At 72.9% G+C, this 17,836-nt stretch carries 11 protein-coding genes and 1 tRNA gene; 9 read left to right on the top strand and 3 right to left on the bottom strand.

From position 1 onward, the window contains the following. The first annotated feature begins 118 nt into the window (after positions 1–118). Positions 119–2,971 carry a SpoIIE family protein phosphatase gene (locus tag J2S46_RS21205; protein ID WP_191288485.1) on the top strand — a complete coding sequence of 951 codons (2,853 nt, stop codon included), beginning with the start codon at positions 119–121 and terminating at the stop codon, positions 2,969–2,971. 48 nt (positions 2,972–3,019) lie between these two features. On the opposite strand, the gene J2S46_RS21200 is transcribed toward J2S46_RS21205, so the two are convergent. Beyond that, positions 3,020–3,700, bottom strand: a complete 681-nt coding sequence (locus J2S46_RS21200; RefSeq protein WP_229912203.1) for a hypothetical protein — start codon at positions 3,698–3,700, stop codon at positions 3,020–3,022. A gap of 289 nt (positions 3,701–3,989) precedes the next feature. Beyond that, complete coding sequence (locus J2S46_RS21195) at positions 3,990–5,828, bottom strand: phosphatidylglycerol lysyltransferase domain-containing protein (protein ID WP_503129176.1); 1,839 nt, start codon at positions 5,826–5,828, stop codon at positions 3,990–3,992. Between the two features lie 297 nt (positions 5,829–6,125). Here J2S46_RS21195 and J2S46_RS21190 point away from each other — a divergent pair, with 297 nt between their 5' ends. Both J2S46_RS21190 and J2S46_RS21185 read left to right on the top strand, forming a co-directional pair. Continuing rightward, entirely contained in the window at positions 6,126–6,797 is a 672-nt protein-coding gene (locus tag J2S46_RS21190) for a response regulator (RefSeq protein ID WP_191288487.1), read from the top strand. After that, the gene (locus tag J2S46_RS21185) at positions 6,794–7,939 is read left to right on the top strand and encodes a sensor histidine kinase (protein ID WP_191288488.1); all 1,146 of its coding nucleotides are present in this window, start codon (positions 6,794–6,796) and stop codon (positions 7,937–7,939) included. The genes J2S46_RS21190 and J2S46_RS21185 overlap by 4 nt, the downstream gene beginning before the upstream one ends. A gap of 90 nt (positions 7,940–8,029) precedes the next feature. On the opposite strand, the gene J2S46_RS21180 is transcribed toward J2S46_RS21185, so the two are convergent. Further along, positions 8,030–8,113 (bottom strand) — tRNA-Leu (locus J2S46_RS21180). Positions 8,114–8,612: 499 nt separating this feature from the next. Between J2S46_RS21180 and J2S46_RS21175 the strand changes: the two genes are divergently transcribed. The 6 genes from J2S46_RS21175 to pknB all read left to right on the top strand — a co-directional run bounded on the left by J2S46_RS21175 (position 8,613) and on the right by pknB (position 17,440). Next, complete coding sequence (locus tag J2S46_RS21175) at positions 8,613–9,503, top strand: FHA domain-containing protein (protein ID WP_191288489.1); 891 nt, start codon at positions 8,613–8,615, stop codon at positions 9,501–9,503. A gap of 13 nt (positions 9,504–9,516) precedes the next feature. After that, positions 9,517–10,062 carry an FHA domain-containing protein FhaB/FipA gene (locus tag J2S46_RS21170; RefSeq protein ID WP_073929233.1) on the top strand — a complete coding sequence of 182 codons (546 nt, stop codon included), beginning with the start codon at positions 9,517–9,519 and terminating at the stop codon, positions 10,060–10,062. A 293-nt stretch (positions 10,063–10,355) separates the two neighbouring features. Further along, positions 10,356–11,939, top strand: coding sequence for a PP2C family protein-serine/threonine phosphatase (locus J2S46_RS21165; RefSeq protein ID WP_191288490.1), 1,584 nt, complete (start codon positions 10,356–10,358; stop codon positions 11,937–11,939). 238 nt (positions 11,940–12,177) lie between these two features. Continuing rightward, positions 12,178–13,542 carry an FtsW/RodA/SpoVE family cell cycle protein gene (locus tag J2S46_RS21160; RefSeq protein WP_191288693.1) on the top strand — a complete coding sequence of 455 codons (1,365 nt, stop codon included), beginning with the start codon at positions 12,178–12,180 and terminating at the stop codon, positions 13,540–13,542. 77 nt (positions 13,543–13,619) lie between these two features. Beyond that, complete coding sequence (locus J2S46_RS21155) at positions 13,620–15,077, top strand: peptidoglycan D,D-transpeptidase FtsI family protein (protein ID WP_191288491.1); 1,458 nt, start codon at positions 13,620–13,622, stop codon at positions 15,075–15,077. A 260-nt stretch (positions 15,078–15,337) separates the two neighbouring features. After that, positions 15,338–17,440, top strand: coding sequence for a Stk1 family PASTA domain-containing Ser/Thr kinase (pknB, locus tag J2S46_RS21150; RefSeq protein WP_191288492.1), 2,103 nt, complete (start codon positions 15,338–15,340; stop codon positions 17,438–17,440). Positions 17,441–17,836 lie beyond the last annotated feature (396 nt).

Below are 17,836 nucleotides of genomic sequence, written 5' to 3'. Positions count from 1 at the left end.
CCGTTTCGCTATCAGTCCAGACCCTCTCCGTGCTTCGCTGGAAGCGGCAGAGCACGCCGCCCCCCACACAGAACGGCCACCCTCAGGCGCGGCGGCCAGGCGGGAGCAGACCGAATCCATGGTGGACGAGCCCAACTCCACACCGAGTACGGATGTCGCCCCGGCCGCCCAGGGCGGTGCCGGCGACCGTGACGACCCGCCGTCAGGAGTGGCGGCCCTGCTGCGGCTCGCAGCCGTGCTGGTCGACGAGGACGGCCGGATCGTCCAGTGGAACCGGGGGGCCGAGGAACTCTTCGGGCACCGTGCCGAGGTCGCGCACGGCCGTACCGCCTCCGGGCTGCTGCCCGCCTTCGAGCCGCGCACCGGCCCGCACACCCTGCCCGGCCCGGCCCAGCCGCCCGGCACCGCCTCGCGGCCCGGCACCGTCCGGCAGTCCGCCGGCCGGCGCTGCGACGCCTTCGACACCCTGGACGACCTCACCCAGCTCGACACCCCGTGGTCCGGCCCGATGGCCGTCACCGACCGCGAGGAGCGGCTGCGGGACATCCTCTGGTGGGCGTACCCGCTGATCGAGCCGGCCGGCCGGAGCCTGCTGGCGCTGGCCGTGGACGCCCGCCCGCTGCGCTCGGCCGGTCCGCGGATCGCGCTCGGGGCCAGGCTGCTGCCGTACGCCGCCACCACGACCGCCCAGGGCGGCTTCCACCGGCTCGGCGCCACCTTCGCCCCGCCCGGGCAGGGCTCGGGCGGGGCGTTGGCCTCACTGCTGCCGGCCGGATCGCCGGAGCGGGTCCGGCGACTGCTGGCTCAGCTGGTCCGGGCCGGACTGCCCGCCCTGTGGGTGGACGCGGCCACCACGCTGCCGGTCCTCCCGTACGAGCCGCCCGCCGCCGGCACCGCCCGCGCGGCCGCCGGGCTGGGCCGCCGCTACCCGACCGCGCAGCAGCGCGCCGCCCGGCTCGGGGCCGGCCGGCCGGGCGAGCAGGCCGCGCGTCGCGCCGACGGGAGCGCCGCCGGCATCCCGGGGATCGCCCGCGGCGCCGTGCTCGGCCTGCGGGTGCTGCCGTCCGGCGGCCCCGGTCCGGCCGCTCCCGGCGGGGCGCTGCCCGGCCAGCGCGAGTCGGTCGCCCCCGCCACCGACAGCTCCGCAGGATCCGAAGGAGGAGCCACCATCGAGCAGGCCGCCGTCGAACCCTCCGCGAACGGCCACCGCGACCGTACGACGGACACCGTCACCCCCACCGTGCCGGCCCCGGGCGGGGCCCGGCCCGCCGACCAGCTGGTCCCGATCCTCACCAACGGCCAGGCCGGCGAGCAGCTGGCGCTGCTGGGCGAGGTCGGCGGCAAGGTCGGCACCACCCTCGACCTGCACGCCACCGCGCGCGAGCTGTGCCAGGTGCTCGTCCCCCGGGTGGCCGACTTCGCCTGCGTCGACCTGCTGGACGGGCTGATCTCCGACTCGGAGCTGCCTGCCGCCCGGCCGGACGACGACACCATGCTGCGCCGGGTCGCCCGCACCTTCAACGACGCCGCCGGCCAGTGGGACCACGTCCTGGAGGAGGGCGCGCTGCTCGCGATGCCGCGCAGCACCCCGCCGGGCATGGCGCTCCAGCTCAACCAGCCGGTGCTGGTCCCGGTGATCAGTCCGGACGTCGCGGTGGACTACGCGGCCTCGCTGGGCGGCGCCGGGCTGGCCTCGGTGGTGGCCGGCCGCTCGATGCTGGTGGTGCCGCTGTCCGCCCGCGGCACCGTGCTCGGCATCCTCAAGCTGCTGCGGCTGTCCGACCGAGCGCCCTTCGACGAGGGCGACGCGGCCACCCTGAAGGAGCTGGCCGCCCGGGCCGCGCTGTCGCTCGACAACGCCCGGCTGCACCGCGCCGAGTCCCGGGTCGCCACCACCCTGCAGCGGTCGATGATCCCGACCCGCCCGCCGCGGATCCCCGGGGTCCAGATCGCCCACCGCTACCTGCCCGGCGACCCGCGGGCCGAGGTCGGCGGCGACTGGTTCGACGCGATCCAGCTGCCCGGCAGCCGGGTCGCCCTGGTGGTGGGGGACGTGATGGGCCACGGTCTGCACTCGGCCGCCGCGATGGGCCGGTTCCGGACCGCGATGCAGACCCTGGCCGCGCTGGACCTGCCGCCCGGGCAGCTGCTGCGCCACCTGGACAACCTCGCCCACAAGCTCGGCGACGACCACCTGGCGACCTGCCTGTACGCGGTCTACGACCCGATCAACCGCACCTGCGAGCTGGCCAGCGCCGGTCACGTCCCGCCGGTGCTGGTGCACCCGGACGGCACCGGCGAGCTGCTGGAGATCCCGGCCGGGGCGCCGATCGGGGTCGGCGGGGTGCCGTTCGTCGCCAAGAAGATCGACGTCTCGGACGGCTCGATGCTGGTGCTCTGCACGGACGGCCTGGTGGAGGTCCGCGGCAGTGACATAGGGGCGGGGCTCGCCGCGCTGTGCGGCAACCTGATCGACCCCAAGCAGACCCCCGAGCAGGCCTGCGACGTGGTGCTGGAGCGACTGCACTCGGACGACCGCAAGGACGACGTCGCCCTGCTGGTGGCCCGCTTCGACGGCGTGGCGCCGACCGAGGTGGCCACCTGGGACCTCACGGTGGACACCGCCGAGGTCCGCCGGGCCCGCACGCTGGTCCGCGAGCAGCTCGCCGCCTGGCACCTGGAGGCGCTCTCGGACACCACCGAGCTGCTGGTCAGCGAGCTGGTGACGAACGCCGTCCGGGTGGCCCGGGACCGGGTCCGGCTGCAGCTGATCCGGGTGGACAAGCTGCTGGTGGAGGTCAGCGACGACAACCACAACCTGCCCTCGCTGGAGCCCGCCGAGGCGCTCGGCGAGACCGGCCGGGGGCTGCACCTGGTGACCAAGCTCGCCGAACGCTGGGGCTCGGCCCGCAAGGCCGTCGGCAAGGTGGTCTGGTTCGAGCTGCCGCTGCCCCGCACCGTGCGCGACTGACGTCGGCCGGGCCCGCCCCCTGCGGCGCGGGCCCGCCGGCGGATCCCGTCAGGGGCTGACGGCGCCGGCGGCGCGCCGCCTGGCCTCGCCGGCCCGCCCCGCGGCGGCGATCGCGGTGGCGGCGACCACCCCGGCCAGCACCCGCGGCCAGAAGCCCCCGAAGACCTCGACCGACGCGGCGATCAGCATCGCCGCCATCAGCGCGACCACGTGCTCCAGACCGGCCAGGTTGGGCAGGATCACGGCCTCGCCGATCATCAGCACCAGCACCGTCCCCCCGGTGAACCAGGCCCGGCAGCGGAAGGCGATGCAGAGCGCCAGGCCCACCACGGCGGCCGACGGCCCGGTGTCGCGCACGTGCGCCACCCAGCGCGGGAAGCCCAGCAGGTGGTCCGGCCCGACGGCCACCGCCACCCGGGCGAAGAGCGTCCCGGCGAGGGTGCAGACGTAGGCGATCACCAGGGTCATCCGGCGGCCCAGCACGATCTCGGCCAGCCCGAAGACCAGGAAGACCTGGGCCAGCGCCCCCCAGACCGGCAGGTCCAGCGCCGGAACGTAGAGCGAGAGCGGGGTCCGCAGCAGCGAGACCTCCAGCGGCAGCGAGGCCCGCACCACCCCGATCCCGGTGACGAAGCGCTCGCCGCCGGGCAGGTGCTGGACGACGCTGAACACCATGATCAGGACCGTCGCGGCGGTGGCCAGCGGAACGGCTGCGAACTTCCGCTCCACCAGCCGTTCCCGGACAGCGCCGAACAACGGCCCCCACTCTGCGACAACGGCCCGCCTGGCAAATGCCAGCGGCCCCTTTCGCACGCCCCCCGCGTGGGTCCTCTGATTCACAGCCTTCGCTCCAATTCCGATGCTCCCCGAAACCTCTACCACCACTCAACATTAGAAGGCGGCCAAAGAATCCTCATCGGCAATTCTGTCGATTCCACGTCATCCCAAAGTGGGAGATCGACGACCGAAACACCGTCATTCGGGTGATTCGGCTTCCCTCCGCCCCCCGGCGGAGGGACTACCCCTTCCCAGTCCGTTCCGCCGTAGGCACTCGCGGCCCCACCACAGCGGGACGAGCGTGTCGGCGACGGAACAGAGCGGGCAGGCTCGGTGCGGTGATGAAACCCTCGGCACGCGCGCTCGCGATGCCGATCCGCGGGATCTCACTGCTCTTCTCGAAGAGCAGATAACGCGGCTCCCAGATCGGCCGGTACTTCGCGTTCGCCCGGTAGAGCGATTCGATCTGCCACCAGCGCGAGAAGAACCCCAGCACGGAACGCCACAGCCGCAGCACCGGGCCGGCCCCCAGTTTCGAACCGCGCTCGAAGACCGACCGGAACATCGCGAAGTTCAGCGACACCCGCTCCAGCTGGACCTCCCCGGCCCGCTGGAGGAGTTCGATCACCATGAACTCCATCAGGCCGTTCTCGGTGTCCCGGGCACGGCGCATCAGATCCAGCGAGAGGCCCTTCTCGCCCCAGGGCACGAAGCTCAGCAGGGCCTGCAGCTCGCCCTCGCCGTCGTGGCACTCCAGCATCACACAGCGGCCGTCGTCCGGGTCCCCCAGGCGGCCGAGCGCCATCGAGAAGCCGCGCTCGGTGGCGCCGTCCCGCCACTGGTCCGCCCGCTCGACCAGCTCGGCCATCTCGCACTCCGGCACGTCCTCGTGCCGCCGGATCCGCACCGTGTAGCCGGCCCGCTTGACCCGGTTGTAGGCCTGGCGGACCACCCGCATCGCCCGGCCGTCCAGCGAGAACTCGTCCAGCTCGACGATCGCCTCGTCGCCCAGCTCCAGCGCGTCCAGCCCGTGCCGGGCGTAGATCACCCCGGCCTCCTCGGACGCGCCCATCACGGCCGGCGCCCAGGCGTGCTCGCGCGCCTCGGTCAGCCAGGCGTCGATCGCCCCCGGCCAGGCCTCCGGGTCACCGATCGGGTCGCCCGAGGCCAGCGAGACCCCGCCGACCACCCGGTAGGTCACCGCCGCCTTGCCGCTGGGGGAGAAGACCACGGCCTTGTCGCGGCGCAGCGCGAAGTAGCCCAGCGAGTCCCGCCCGCCCTGCCGGTCCAGCAGGTCCCGCAGCCGCCGCTCGTCCTCCGGGGTGAGCAGCTCCTTGTCCCTGGGGCTGCGGAAGGCCACGTAGATCACCAGCAGGAAGAGCACCGCGCTCATCGTGTTGATGACGGCGTTCACCCAGGTCGGCACGGAGATCACCGAGTCGAGGTGCTGGGACGGCGCGATGGTGACCATCCGGCCGAGCGCGTACCGGTAGAGGTCCCAGAAGTGCGCGCCGGTCAGGGTGTTGTTCAGCCACACCAGCAGGGCGCCCACCCCGGCCCCGGCCAGCAGGCCGGCCACGAAGGTGGCCGCCGCGGTCTTCGGGTTGGAGCTGTCCCCCTTGGAGGTGAACTCCTTGCGCCCGACCAGCAGCGCCACCAGGAACAGCCCGGTCAGCGTGATGGAGAACCAGTTGAAGGGGTGCCGGGCGTAGTCGTAGCCGTCCTCCGGCGGCCACGCCATGAACAGCACGTACACCAGGAAGGTCAGACCGGCGAGCGCGGTGTTGAAGATCCAGGCCGCCCGCTTGCGCCGCCGCATGGCGACCGCCAGGAAGATCGACAGGACCACCGAACCCAGGCCCGCGGTCAGCAGGTAAGGCGTGAAGAACTCGCCCTCGTTGTGGTCCTGCACCTGGTCGCGGAACGGCACCGCGAGCACGGTCACCACGTTGAGCAGGGCCAGCAGCCGCAGGTACCAGACCGTCGCCGCGGCGGCCCTCGGGCGCCAGCGGGACACCGGCCCCGGCCGGTCCCCGGCGGGCGCTGCGGCGGACGGCTCCGGCTTCACAGTGGACGACACAGCTCTATTCCAAACGATCAGGTGACGGGGCGCATCCGCGAAAGCGGGCCGCGGCCGGCGGCACCGACCTGTCCGCGTGGGCCGTCCTCGCCCGACGCGGCCTCGTTCGGCCCGCGCCCGCAGGGGCCGCTCATTCCATGGTTGCTCACCCGACATGAGAATTTCGTGAACCCGGTAGCCGATTCACACCCCCGCCGTTCGGCGGGGGTGACCGCCCCTCAGCCGGTACGCGACGCCCCCGCACGGGCCCTAGGCTCGGAACGCCGCACCAGGACGGCCCGCAACCGAGGAGGGACCATGGCGACGACCCGTGTACTGATCGTGGACGACGAGATCCTGGTCCGCTCCGGGCTCGGACTCATCGTCGGCTCCGCTCCCGACCTGGAGGTGGTCGGCGACTGCTCCGGCGGCCAGGCCGAGGAGGACGTCCGCCGGCTGCGGCCGCACGTGGTGCTGCTCGACATCCGGATGCCCGACCTGGACGGCATCTCGGTGCTGCGCCGGCTGCGGGCCCTGCCGGAGCCGCCGGCCGTGGCGATGCTCACCACCTTCGACACCGACGAGTACATCGGCACCGCGCTGAAGGCCGGCGCCGCCGGGTTCCTGCTCAAGGACACCGCGCCCGAACAGCTGGTGCACGCCGTGCGGGTCCTGGCCGCCGGCGGCAACATCCTCTCCCCCACCGTCACCCGCACGGTGATCGGCGGCTACGTGGACGGCGGCGGGCCGGACGCCGACGCCGCCGCGCTGGCCCGCACCCTCACCGGCCGCGAGCTCGACGTGCTGGCGCTGCTCGGCGAGGGCCTGTCCAACGCGGAGATCGCCGACCGGCTCTTCCTCGGCACCGGCACGGTCAAGGACCACATCAGCGCCATCCTGGGCAAGCTCGGCACCGTCAACCGCGTCCAGGCGGCCGTGGTCGCCCACCGGGCCGGCCTGGTCAAACCGCAGCCCCGCGACCGCGCATGACCGCCGACCGGCACCGCCGGCGGCCCGCCTGGACCGGCTCGCCCTGGGTGGCGCTCCTGCTGCCGGTGCTCTTCTCGCTGGTCGACGCCGCGCTGGTGGCCCGGAACTCCTCCTGGTGGGAGAACGGCCTCTCGGTGCTGGCCGCGGCGGCCCTGCTGCTGCGCCGCCGCTTCCCGGTGCTGGTGCTGCTGCTGACCCTGCCGGGCAGCTTCCTGAACTACATCTGGATCGCGCCGGTCACCGCCGTGTACTCGGTCGCCGCGCACCGCGCCCGGCCCTGGGTGACCACCGTCGCCGCGACCGTCTTCGCCCTGGTCGAGTTCTTCCACTGGCCGCTCTCCGACCACCCGCTGGCCTTCGACCGGGACAACGCCCTGTACGCGATCCAGTGCGTGATGCTGGCCGCCGGCCCGGCCGCGCTCGGCCTGCTCTCCCGGACCAGGCGCGAGCTGGCGACCAAGCTGGACGAACTGACCCGCGGCCAGGAGCGGGAGAGCCGGCTGCTGGCCGAGCGGGTGCTGATCAGCGAGCGCGGCCGGCTGGCCCGGGAGATGCACGACGTGGTCTCGCACCAGGTCAGCCTGATCAGCATCCAGGCCGGCGCGCTGCAGGTCAGCAGCCCCGACCCGGCCGCGGTGGCGACCGCCAGGACGATCCGCGAACTGTCGGTGCGCACCCTGGAGGAGCTGCGCCAGATGGTCGGCGTCCTGCGGGCCTCCGGCGTCCGGGGGGACGTGCCGCTGGCCCCGCAGCCCCGGCTGGCCGACCTGTGCCGGCTGATCCAGGAGAGCGGTCTGCCCGCCGACACCGAGATCAGCACCGGGGAGCTGCCCTGGCCGGAGGCGGTGGAGCGGGCCGCCTACCGCACGGTCCAGGAGGCACTCACCAACATCAGCAAGCACGCGCCGGACTCCGCCGTGGAGGTCAGGGTGCTGGCCCGTGGCGCCCGCCTGCGGGTCGAGGTCCGCAACGGCCCGCCGCCCGTCCCCTCCGGCGGACCCGGCGAGGTCCTCCCCGGCGGCGGCCACGGCCTGGTCGGCCTGCGCGAACGCGCCCAGCTCCTCGGCGGCACGCTGACCGCCCGCCCGACCGCGGACGGCGGCTTCGAAGTCCTCGCCGACCTGCCCGCCGCCCGGGACTGACCGGCCTCCGCCGTGCCCCCCGGCCGCCCCCGGGGCCGGCCGGAGATACAAAAAAGCCCCGCAGATCCGAAGATCTGCGGGGCTTCGCTGTGCGCGAGGGGGGAGTTGAACCCCCACGCCCTTTCGGGCACTGGAACCTGAATCCAGCGCGTCTGCCTATTCCGCCACCCGCGCATGGGTGTTGTCGTAGATGCTATCCGATCCTCCGACCCGCTCCGCACCGTCTCCGGTGTTTCGCTGGCCTTCGGTCCGGCTGCCTTGCGGCCGCCCCTTCCGACATGGAAAACATTAGCACGCCCCTGGGGCTACCTCCGAATCCCTTTCCCCGGACCGTCCGGGCACCACCCGTCGAAGCCCTCCGGACGCCCCTCGCGGTGACCGCGGGGACGGCCGGGCGCATCCGAACGGCTGCCCCGCGAACAGGCGAGCGAGGGGTGAGCGGGCCTTCGGCCGGGTAGCCCTGCCTTGCCGGGCACCGGGGCGAACGACGGCGCGGACACCGGCGCGGGCGCGGTGTGCGCGAGCCCACCCCCGGGTACGACGCGGTCCGGGAACCGTACGGATGGCCCGGGCGTGGATACGATCAGTACGGAAGTACCGCAAGTAGGCGCGACCGGTTCGATGCGACCCGGTCCGCGGACAAGCGACCGAAACCCTTGGAAGGGGGTGCCCCGTGGGAGTCCTGAAGAAGTTCGAACAGCGGCTCGAGGGTCTCGTGAACGGCACCTTCGCCAAGGTGTTCAAGTCCGAGGTCCAGCCCGTGGAGATCGCCGGCGCTCTTCAGCGCGAGTGCGACAACAACGCCACCATCTGGAACCGCGACCGCACCGTCGTACCCAACGATTTCATCGTCGAGCTCAGTCCGCACGACCACGAGCGGCTGAGCCCCTATTCCGGGCAGCTCGGCCAGGAGCTGGCCGGCATGGTCCGCGAGTACGCCGAGGCCCAGCGGTACAGCTTCATGGGCCCGCTCCAGGTCAACCTGGAGAAGGCGGACGACCTGGACACCGGCCTGTACCGGGTCCGCAGCCGCACCCTGGCCGCCGAGGAGCCGCAGCAGCTCCACCAGCAGCCGCCGGCCCCGGGCGGGCAGCCCGGTTACGGCCGCCCGCCGGTGGCGGCCGCCCCCGGCGCACCGTGGCAGCAGCCCGGCGCGGCCCCGTACGGTGCGCCGCAGCCGCCGGCCGCGCCCCCCGCGATGCCCCCGAACCCGCCGGGGCAGCAGCCGGCCCCGGGCGGCAACAACGTGCGCCCGTTCCCCGGCGCGGGCCACGGCGGTACGGCCGTCCGGCGCTGGATCGAGGTCAACGGGTCGCGCCACCAGATCACCGGGAACGCCTGCGTGCTCGGCCGCTCCACCGAGGCGGACGTGCGCATCGACGACCCCGGAGTGTCCCGCAAGCACGCCGAGATCCGCCCGGGCACCCCCTCGATGGTGCTCGACCTCGGGTCGACGAACGGCATCGTGGTGGACGGACAGCACACCCAGCGCGCTACGCTCCGCGACGGCTCACGAATCGTCGTGGGTTCCACCACCATCGTCTACCGACAGGTCGAAGGGTAGAAGCGGGCCACTTATGTCAGAACTGACCCTGACGGTCATGCGGCTGGGCTTCCTCGCCGTGCTGTGGCTGTTCGTCATCGTCGCGGTCCAGGTGATCCGCAGCGACCTGTTCGGCACCAAGATCAACCCGCGCTCCTCCCGGCGGGCAGCCTCCGCGCAGGCCGGCACCGCGCCGCCCGGCCGTCCCGCCCAGGGCCCCGGTCCCGGCCAGGGGCAGGGCCAGGGCCAGCCGGCCGCCCCCGCCCAGCCGTCGCGGCGGCGCGGGGCGCCCACCCAGCTGGTCGTGGTGCAGGGTTCGCTGGCCGGGACGACCGTGGCCCTCCAGGGGCAGACGATCACGCTCGGCCGGGCCCACGACTCGACGATCGTGCTGGACGACGACTACGCGTCCTCCCGGCATGCCAGGATCTACCCGGATCAGACTGGGCAGTGGACGGTCGAGGATCTAGGCTCCACCAACGGCACCTATCTGGACCGGCAGCGCCTCACGACGCCCACCCCGCTCCAGCCCGGCGTGCCGATCCGTATCGGCCGGACCGTCATCGAACTGCGGAAGTAGCAAGCGCATGAGGGACAGAACCCCGTCCATGACCAGCCGGGACGGCAGCGCCAGCGCCGCCGCGGCCGTGCGCGCCGGTTCCCGTGGAATCCGCCGCAGCTCCGACGACGCCCAGAGGGGGACACGGACCGCATGAGCGAGCGCAGCATCGGGGCCCACGCCCGCGGCCCGGCGGCCGGGGGGCACCCCCTGGCCGGTCGGCCGGGGGAGCGGCACCACCGGGCCGACGACCGGTGGGCACCTGTGAGCTCCGCGCCCGGCGTGGACGTGGCCGAGCGAAGCGAGGCAGTGAAATGAGCCTCGTGCTGCGCTTCGCCGCCGGCTCCCACAAGGGACTCATCCGGGAGGGGAACGAGGACTCCGGCTACGCCGGTCCGCGGCTGCTGGCCGTGGCCGACGGCATGGGCGGGGCGGCGGCCGGCGAGGTCGCCTCCTCCGAGGTCCTCGGCTCGATCGTCCGGCTGGACGAGGACGTGCCCGGCGCCGACCTGCTGACCCTGCTCGGCGACGCCGTCCAGGGCGCCAACGACCGCCTGCGCCAGATGGTGGAGGAGGACCCGCAGCTCGAAGGCATGGGCTGCACCCTCACCGCGATGCTCTGGACCGGCCAGCGGATGGGCATGGTGCACGTCGGCGACTCGCGCGCCTACCTGCTGCGCGACGGCTCGCTGACCCAGATCACCCAGGACCACACGTGGGTGCAGCGCCTGGTCGACGAGGGCCGGATCACGCCGGAGGAGGCCGAGACCCACCCGCAGCGCTCGCTGCTGATGCGCGCGCTGGACGGCCGCGGCCAGGTCGAGCCCGACCTGTCGATCCGCGAGGTCCGGGCCGGCGACCGCTACCTGATCTGCTCCGACGGCCTCTCCGGCCCGGTCAGCCACCAGACCCTGGAGGAGACGCTCGGGAGCTTCTACTCCCCCGAGCAGACCGTCCAGGAGCTGATCCAGCTCGCCCTGCGCGGCGGCGGCCCCGACAACATCACCTGCATCGTGGCGGACGTCATCGACGTCGGCGCCACCGACACCCTCAGCGGCCTGCGCGGCGACGTCCCGGTGGTGGTCGGCGCGGTCGCCGAGACCCCGCCGGCCTCGGCCGCCGACCAGACGATCCTGAACACCCCGGCCGGGCGCGCGGCCGGCCTCGGCCGGCCCCCGCAGGGCGCCTTCGGCCCCGCCGAGGGCTACGAGGCCGGCTACGGCGCCGCTCCGGGCGGTTTCGGTCCCGCCGAGGGCTACGAGGGCGGCTACGGCGCGTACGGCGCCGAGCAGCCCGGGTACGCCGACGAGGACGAGGACCTGCCGGTCCGCAAGGGCAAGTGGGCGAAGCGCTCGGTGATCGGCCTGGTGACGCTCGGCCTGCTGGCCGGCGCCGGCTACTTCGGCTGGCGCTGGACGCAGGACCAGTACTACGTCGGCGTGGACGGCGACCACGTCGCGGTCTACCAGGGCATCAACCAGAACCTGGCCGGGCTCAGCCTGTCCTCGGTGCACCAGTCCTTCGGCGACGTCCAGGTGAAGTTCCTGCCGGCGGACCAGCGCACCCACGTCACCAACACGATCGCCGCCGTGAGCCTGGGCGACGCGAACGACAAGGTGAAGCAGCTCCAGGAGCAGGCCACGGTCTGCCGCAAGGTCTCCGAGGGCGCCAGGCCCGCACCGGGCACGTCCGCCGAGCCGCCCGCCGCCGCACCCACGGCCGCCCCGAGCAGCTCGCCGAGCGCCTCGCTGAACCACCCCGCGAGCCCCACCCCGGCGGTGGCCGCGGCCTCGCCCACGGCGACGGCCTCGGCCGCGCCGGCGGTCTCGCCGCAGGGCGAGGTGCCGACCCTGACCGAGGAGGAGCAGAAGAAGGCCGCCTCCTGCCCGACGCCGTGACGGCGGGCAGTCCCGGCCGGCCCGGCCCCGCACCGGCGGCCGGGCCTCGCAGACAGCACCAACCGAGCAGTACCGGCTCCGCCGTACGCGGGCCCGCCAGCCGTCGGGGAGCGGCCACCACGTGAGCACCTATGACCTGAGCAGCGGCCCGAACAGCCAGTCCGGCGACCGTCCGCCGGCCCCCGGGGCACCGGCGGGCGGCGCCGCCCCGAGCGGCGCCCGGCGCCGGCGCGGCAACATCACCATCACCCCGCAGGGCACCCCGAACCGGCGCAACACCGAGCTGGCGCTGCTGGCCTTCGCGGTGCTGCTGCCCGTCCTCGCGTACGCCAACGTGGGCCTGGCGATCGACGGCAGCCTGCCGGCCGGGATGCTCGGCTACGGCCTCGGCATGGGCGCGCTGGCCCTGGTCGCGCACCTGGTGATGCGCCGCTGGGCGCCGTACGCCGACCCGCTGCTGCTGCCGCTGGCCACCCTGCTCAACGGGCTCGGCGTGGTGATGATCTGGCGGCTGGACAAGGCCGGCAAGCTGCTCTACAAGAACTACCCGGCGGCGCCCAACCAGCTGATGTGGTCGGGTCTGGGCATCGCCTTCTTCATCGTGGTGATGGTGTTCCTGAAGGACCACCGGGTCCTTCAGCGCTACACCTACATCTCGATGGCGGTGGCGCTGGTGCTGCTCGCCGCGCCCGCGTTCTTCCCGTCCCGGGAGGCCGACTTCGGCGCCAAGATCTGGATCCACCTCGGCCCGCTGTCCTTCCAGCCAGGCGAGTTCGCCAAGATCATCCTGACCGTGTTCTTCGCCGGCTACCTGATGGTCAAGCGGGACGCGCTGGCACTGGCCAGCCGGCGGTTCATGGGGCTGTACCTGCCGCGCGGCCGGGACCTCGGCCCGATCATCGCGATCTGGCTGGTCAGCCTGCTGATCCTGATCTTCGAGAACGACCTCGGCTCGTCCTTCCTGTTCTTCGGCCTGTTCGTGGTGATGCTGTACGTCGCCACCGAGCGCACCAGCTGGATCGTCTTCGGCCTGCTGATGTCGATCGGCGGCGCGGTGGTGGTGGGCTCCACCGCGAGCCACGTGAAGACCCGGATCGACGCCTGGCTCGACCCGATGGCCGCCTTCGCCCCCGACCACCCGAAGGGCGCCAGCGACCAGATCGGCCAGGCCCTGTTCGCGATGGGGTCCGGCGGGGCCACCGGCTCCGGGCTCGGCCAGGGCCGGTCCTACCTGATCGGCTTCGCCGCGAAGAGCGACTTCATCATCGGCTCCTTCGGCGAGGAGCTCGGTCTGACCGGCCTGATGGCCATCTTCATGGTCTACGCCCTGATCGTGCAGCGCGGCCTGCGGACCGCGATCGCCGCCCGCGACCCGTTCGGCAAGCTGTTCGCCGTGGGGCTGTCCTCGGCGCTCGCCCTGCAGGTCTTCGTGGTGGCCGGCGGCGTCACCGGGCTGATCCCGCTGACCGGTATGACCATGCCGTTCATGGCCCAGGGCGGTTCGTCCGTGGTGGCCAACTGGGCCCTGATCGCCATCCTGCTGAAGATCAGCGACAGTGCCCGCCGTCCCGGGGTGGAACCGGCCCCGGCCAGCGAAACGTGATGACCAGTGCGACTGACTGACCAGCCGGACACCCGGCGACCCGATGCTGCGACCGGTACGAGGAGGGGACCCGTCTCATGAACAAGCCCATTCGCCGGGTCTCGATCTTCTGCCTCGTGCTGATCCTGGCCCTGATGGTGCGCACCAACTGGGTGCAGGGGGTGCAGGCCGACAGCCTCGCCTCCAACACCCACAACGACCGCAACAAGTACGACCGGTACGCCTACCCGCGCGGCAACATCATCGTCGACGGCGAGCGCGTCACCAGCTCCGACTTCGTCGACGGCCTGCGCTACAAGTACAAGCGCTCCTGGGTCAACGGGGCGCTCTACGCCCCCGTCACCGGGTACTCCTCGCAGTCCTTCGGCAGCAGCCAGCTGGAGTCCCTGGAGGACGGCTTCCTGGCCGGCACCGACGACCGGCTGTTCTTCCGCAACACCCTCGACATGCTGACCGGCAAGGAGAAGCAGGGCGGCGACGTGGTCACCACGATCAACGCCAAGGCCCAGAAGGCCGCCTTCGAGGGCCTCGGCAGCAAGAAGGGCGCGGTCGTCGCCCTCGACCCGGCCACCGGCGCGATCCTCGCGCTGGTCTCCACCCCCTCGTACGACCCCGGCACCTTCGCCGGCGGCGGCGACGCGGACGCCAAGGCCTGGACCGACCTCAACGCCGACCCCAACAAGCCGATGCTCAACCGGGCGCTGCGCGAGACCTATCCGCCCGGCTCCACCTTCAAGCTGGTCACCGCGGCGGCGGCGTTCGAGAACAACGTCTTCCAGAACATCGACGACAAGACCGAGACGCCCGACCCGTACATCCTGCCGGGGACCAGCCAGGAGCTGAAGAACGAGAGCGCCAACGAGCCCTGCGAGGGCGCCACGCTCAAGGTCGGCATGGACTACTCCTGCAACACCGTCTACGGCAAGATCGGCGCCGACCTCGGCCGCGACAAGATGCGCGAGCAGGCCGAGAAGTTCGGCTTCAACACCACCGTCGACACCCCGATCCGGGCCGTCCAGAGCTTCTACCCGAAGGGCTCCAGCCCGGACGGCACCGCGCTGGACTCGATCGGCCAGCACGACACCCGGGCCACCCCGCTGCAGATGGCCATGGTCGCCTCCGCGATCGCCAACAACGGTTCGCTGATGCAGCCGTACCTGGTCGCCCAGGAGCGCTCGGCCAACCTGACCACCATCTCCCAGCACAGCGCCAAGCAGTTCGGACAGGCGATCAGCCCGGCCACCGCGCAGAAGCTGCAGGACATGATGGTCAGCGTGGTGCAGAACGGCACCGGCAAGAACGCCCAGATCCCCGGCCTCACGGTCGGCGGCAAGACCGGCACCGCCCAGCACGGCGAGGGCAACACCGGCCTGCCGTTCGCCTGGTTCGTCTCCTACGCCAAGGGCGCCGACAACAAGTCGGTGGCGGTCGCCGTGGTCGTCGAGGACGGTTCCAACAACCGCGACGGGATCAGCGGCGGGCGGCTGGCCGCCCCGATCGCCAAGGCTGTGATGCAGGCCACGCTCGGCAAGTGACCCGACCGGGACCGAGTGCGTGGATTGTCACAATCGGGAGCCCACATCCGGTACCAGTCTGGTATCGGCCTCCGGCCGGCTCCGGTTGTGCCGGGCGGGACCGGTAGCGTATCCGCAAGCAGCGGGTGTGCCCGTTGCCGCCCGCGGGACGCCGCGGGGTCCGTGTCTCAGAACCACCGTGGCCCGGACGGCGTCACTCAGAGCGTGCGGGGACACCTACGTCACATCCTCACCGGCCGGTGAGGGAGAGGGTCGGAACTATGGAAGAGCCTCGTCGCCTAGGCGGCAGGTACGAGCTCGGCGGCGTCCTCGGACGCGGCGGCATGGCCGAGGTGTACCTCGCCCATGACACCAGGCTCGGCCGCTCCGTCGCAGTGAAGACGCTCCGGGCCGACATGGCCCGGGATCCGTCGTTCCAGGCCCGGTTCCGCCGCGAGGCCCAGTCCGCGGCATCGCTCAACCACCCCGCCATCGTCGCCGTGTACGACACCGGCGAGGACTACATCGACAACATCTCCATCCCGTACATCGTGATGGAGTACGTCGAGGGCTCCACCCTGCGCGAACTGCTGCACTCCGGCCGCCGGCTGCTGCCCGAGCGCGCGCTGGAGATGACCATCGGCATCCTGCAGGCCCTGGAGTACTCCCACCGGGCCGGCATCGTGCACCGTGACATCAAGCCCGCCAACGTGATGCTCACCCGGCAGGGCAACGTCAAGGTCATGGACTTCGGCATCGCCCGCGCGATGGGCGACTCGGGCATGACGATGACCCAGACGTCCGCCGTCATCGGCACCGCCCAGTACCTCTCCCCCGAGCAGGCCAAGGGCGAGCAGGTCGACGCGCGCTCCGACATCTACTCCACCGGCTGCCTGCTGTACGAGCTGCTCGCCGTGCGCCCGCCGTTCGTCGGCGACTCGCCCGTCGCGGTGGCCTACCAGCACGTCCGCGAGGAGGCCCAGCCGCCGTCCGTCTACGACCCCGAGCTGCGCCCCGAGATCGACGCGATCGTGCTGAAGGCGCTCACCAAGGACCGCGACTACCGCTACCAGTCGGCCGACGAGATGCGCGACGACATCGAGCGCTTCCTCGACGGCCTGCCGGTGGCGGCGGCCCAGCAGGCCGCGTACGGCATGGGCGCGGCCGGCGGGTACGGCTACGACCAGAACGGCCAGTACGCCCAGCACGACCCGTACGGCCAGACCAACATGCTCCCGCAGCAGCCCGGCGGCGGCCCCACCACGGTGCTGCCCCAGGTCGGCTCCCCGCAGCAGGGCTACGGCCCGCAGGGCGGCTACCAGGACGACGGCGGCTACCAGGGCCAGGGCGGCGGCAACGACGGCTACGACGACGGCTACGGCCGGGCCGCCCGGCGGGGTGAGCAGCCGCCGAAGAAGAGCAACACCTCCTGGATCGTGCTGGCCGTCGCGGCGGTGCTGGTCCTGGTCGGCACCTTCTTCGTCGCGCAGGCGATGTTCGGCGGCGGCAAGAAGGAGGACGCCAAGGTCACCGCGCCGACCCTGGTCGGCAAGAGCCTGGCCGAGGCCAAGACGGCCGCCCAGGCCGTCGGCGGCAAGCTGGTGGTCACCGAGGGCGAGCCGGTGGCCTGCCCCGACACCAAGATCCAGAAGGCCCAGGTCTGCAACCAGGACCCGGTCTCCGGTACCCAGATGGCGGAGACCGGCACCATCACGGTCCGGCTGTCCTCCGGCCCGGCCAAGGCCACCGTGCCGGGCGTGGTCGGCAAGGCCAAGGACGCGGCGACCAAGGCCCTGCAGGACGCCGGCTTCGCCAACGTCACCACCGAGTACAAGAACGACGACTCCGCCCCGCTCGACCAGGTGACCGCCCAGGACCCGCCGGCCAACGGCGCCGCCGACCCGTCGGCGCCGGTCAAGCTGACGATCTCCCAGGGCAAGTCGAAGATCGACGTTCCCAACGTGGTCGGCCAGCCGGTGGCGAGCGCCACCCAGGCCCTCCAGGACGCCGGCTTCCAGGTCGACGCCAGCAAGACCGTCGCGGCCCCGGACCCCAGCAAGAACGGCCTGGTCGCCACGCAGACCCCGCCCGCCAACGGCAAGGCCGCCACCGGGACCAAGATCGTCCTGACGGTCTACAAGACCCCGGACAAGATCCCGGTGCCCGGCGACCTCCAGGGCAAGACGGTCAAGGACGCGATGGCCCAGCTGAAGGCGGCCGGCCTGCAGTGGACCTTCGCCGGCGCGGGCGGTGACAACGACAACATCGTCGTCCGGTACAGCCCGGGCGCCAACGAGCTGGTCGACCCGAACACGCCGATCCAGCTGCAGACGATGCCCGGCCCCAAAGGGAACGACTCCACACCGTCCCCGAACCGGCCGTAGCGGCTGAACCCGTCCCACCCGTGATCACCTGAGCGGCCGCGCCGCTCGCCGCGGGACAGCCGCCCGGAGGGGCCGCCGACGCCATCGGGCGCCGGCGGCCCCTCCGGCGTTCCGGCGCCCGCGGCGGCGCCGGGGCGACCCGGCGGCGGGGGAGTGCGGGGCCGGGGCGGTGCGGGGCCGGGGCAAGTGCGCTGCCGGGAAGTCCGGCGCCGGGGGAGCAGGTACGGGGCAGGACAGGAGCACGGCTGGGGCGGGCGCGGGGGAGCACGGCAGGCGGGACGGCCGCAGGCGGCGCTCTGCGGCCCGGGGACAGCCGACCGGCCGGAAGCCCCGGCCCCGGCCTCCCGGGCCGCGGAACGGCCTCCTGCGGCCCGGCGGTGGACCTCGGCGGCCCTG

It is taken from the genome of Kitasatospora herbaricolor (assembly GCF_030813695.1).
Lineage (GTDB): Bacteria > Actinomycetota > Actinomycetes > Streptomycetales > Streptomycetaceae > Kitasatospora > Kitasatospora herbaricolor.
This window is presented reverse-complemented; position numbering and strand designations above follow the sequence as displayed.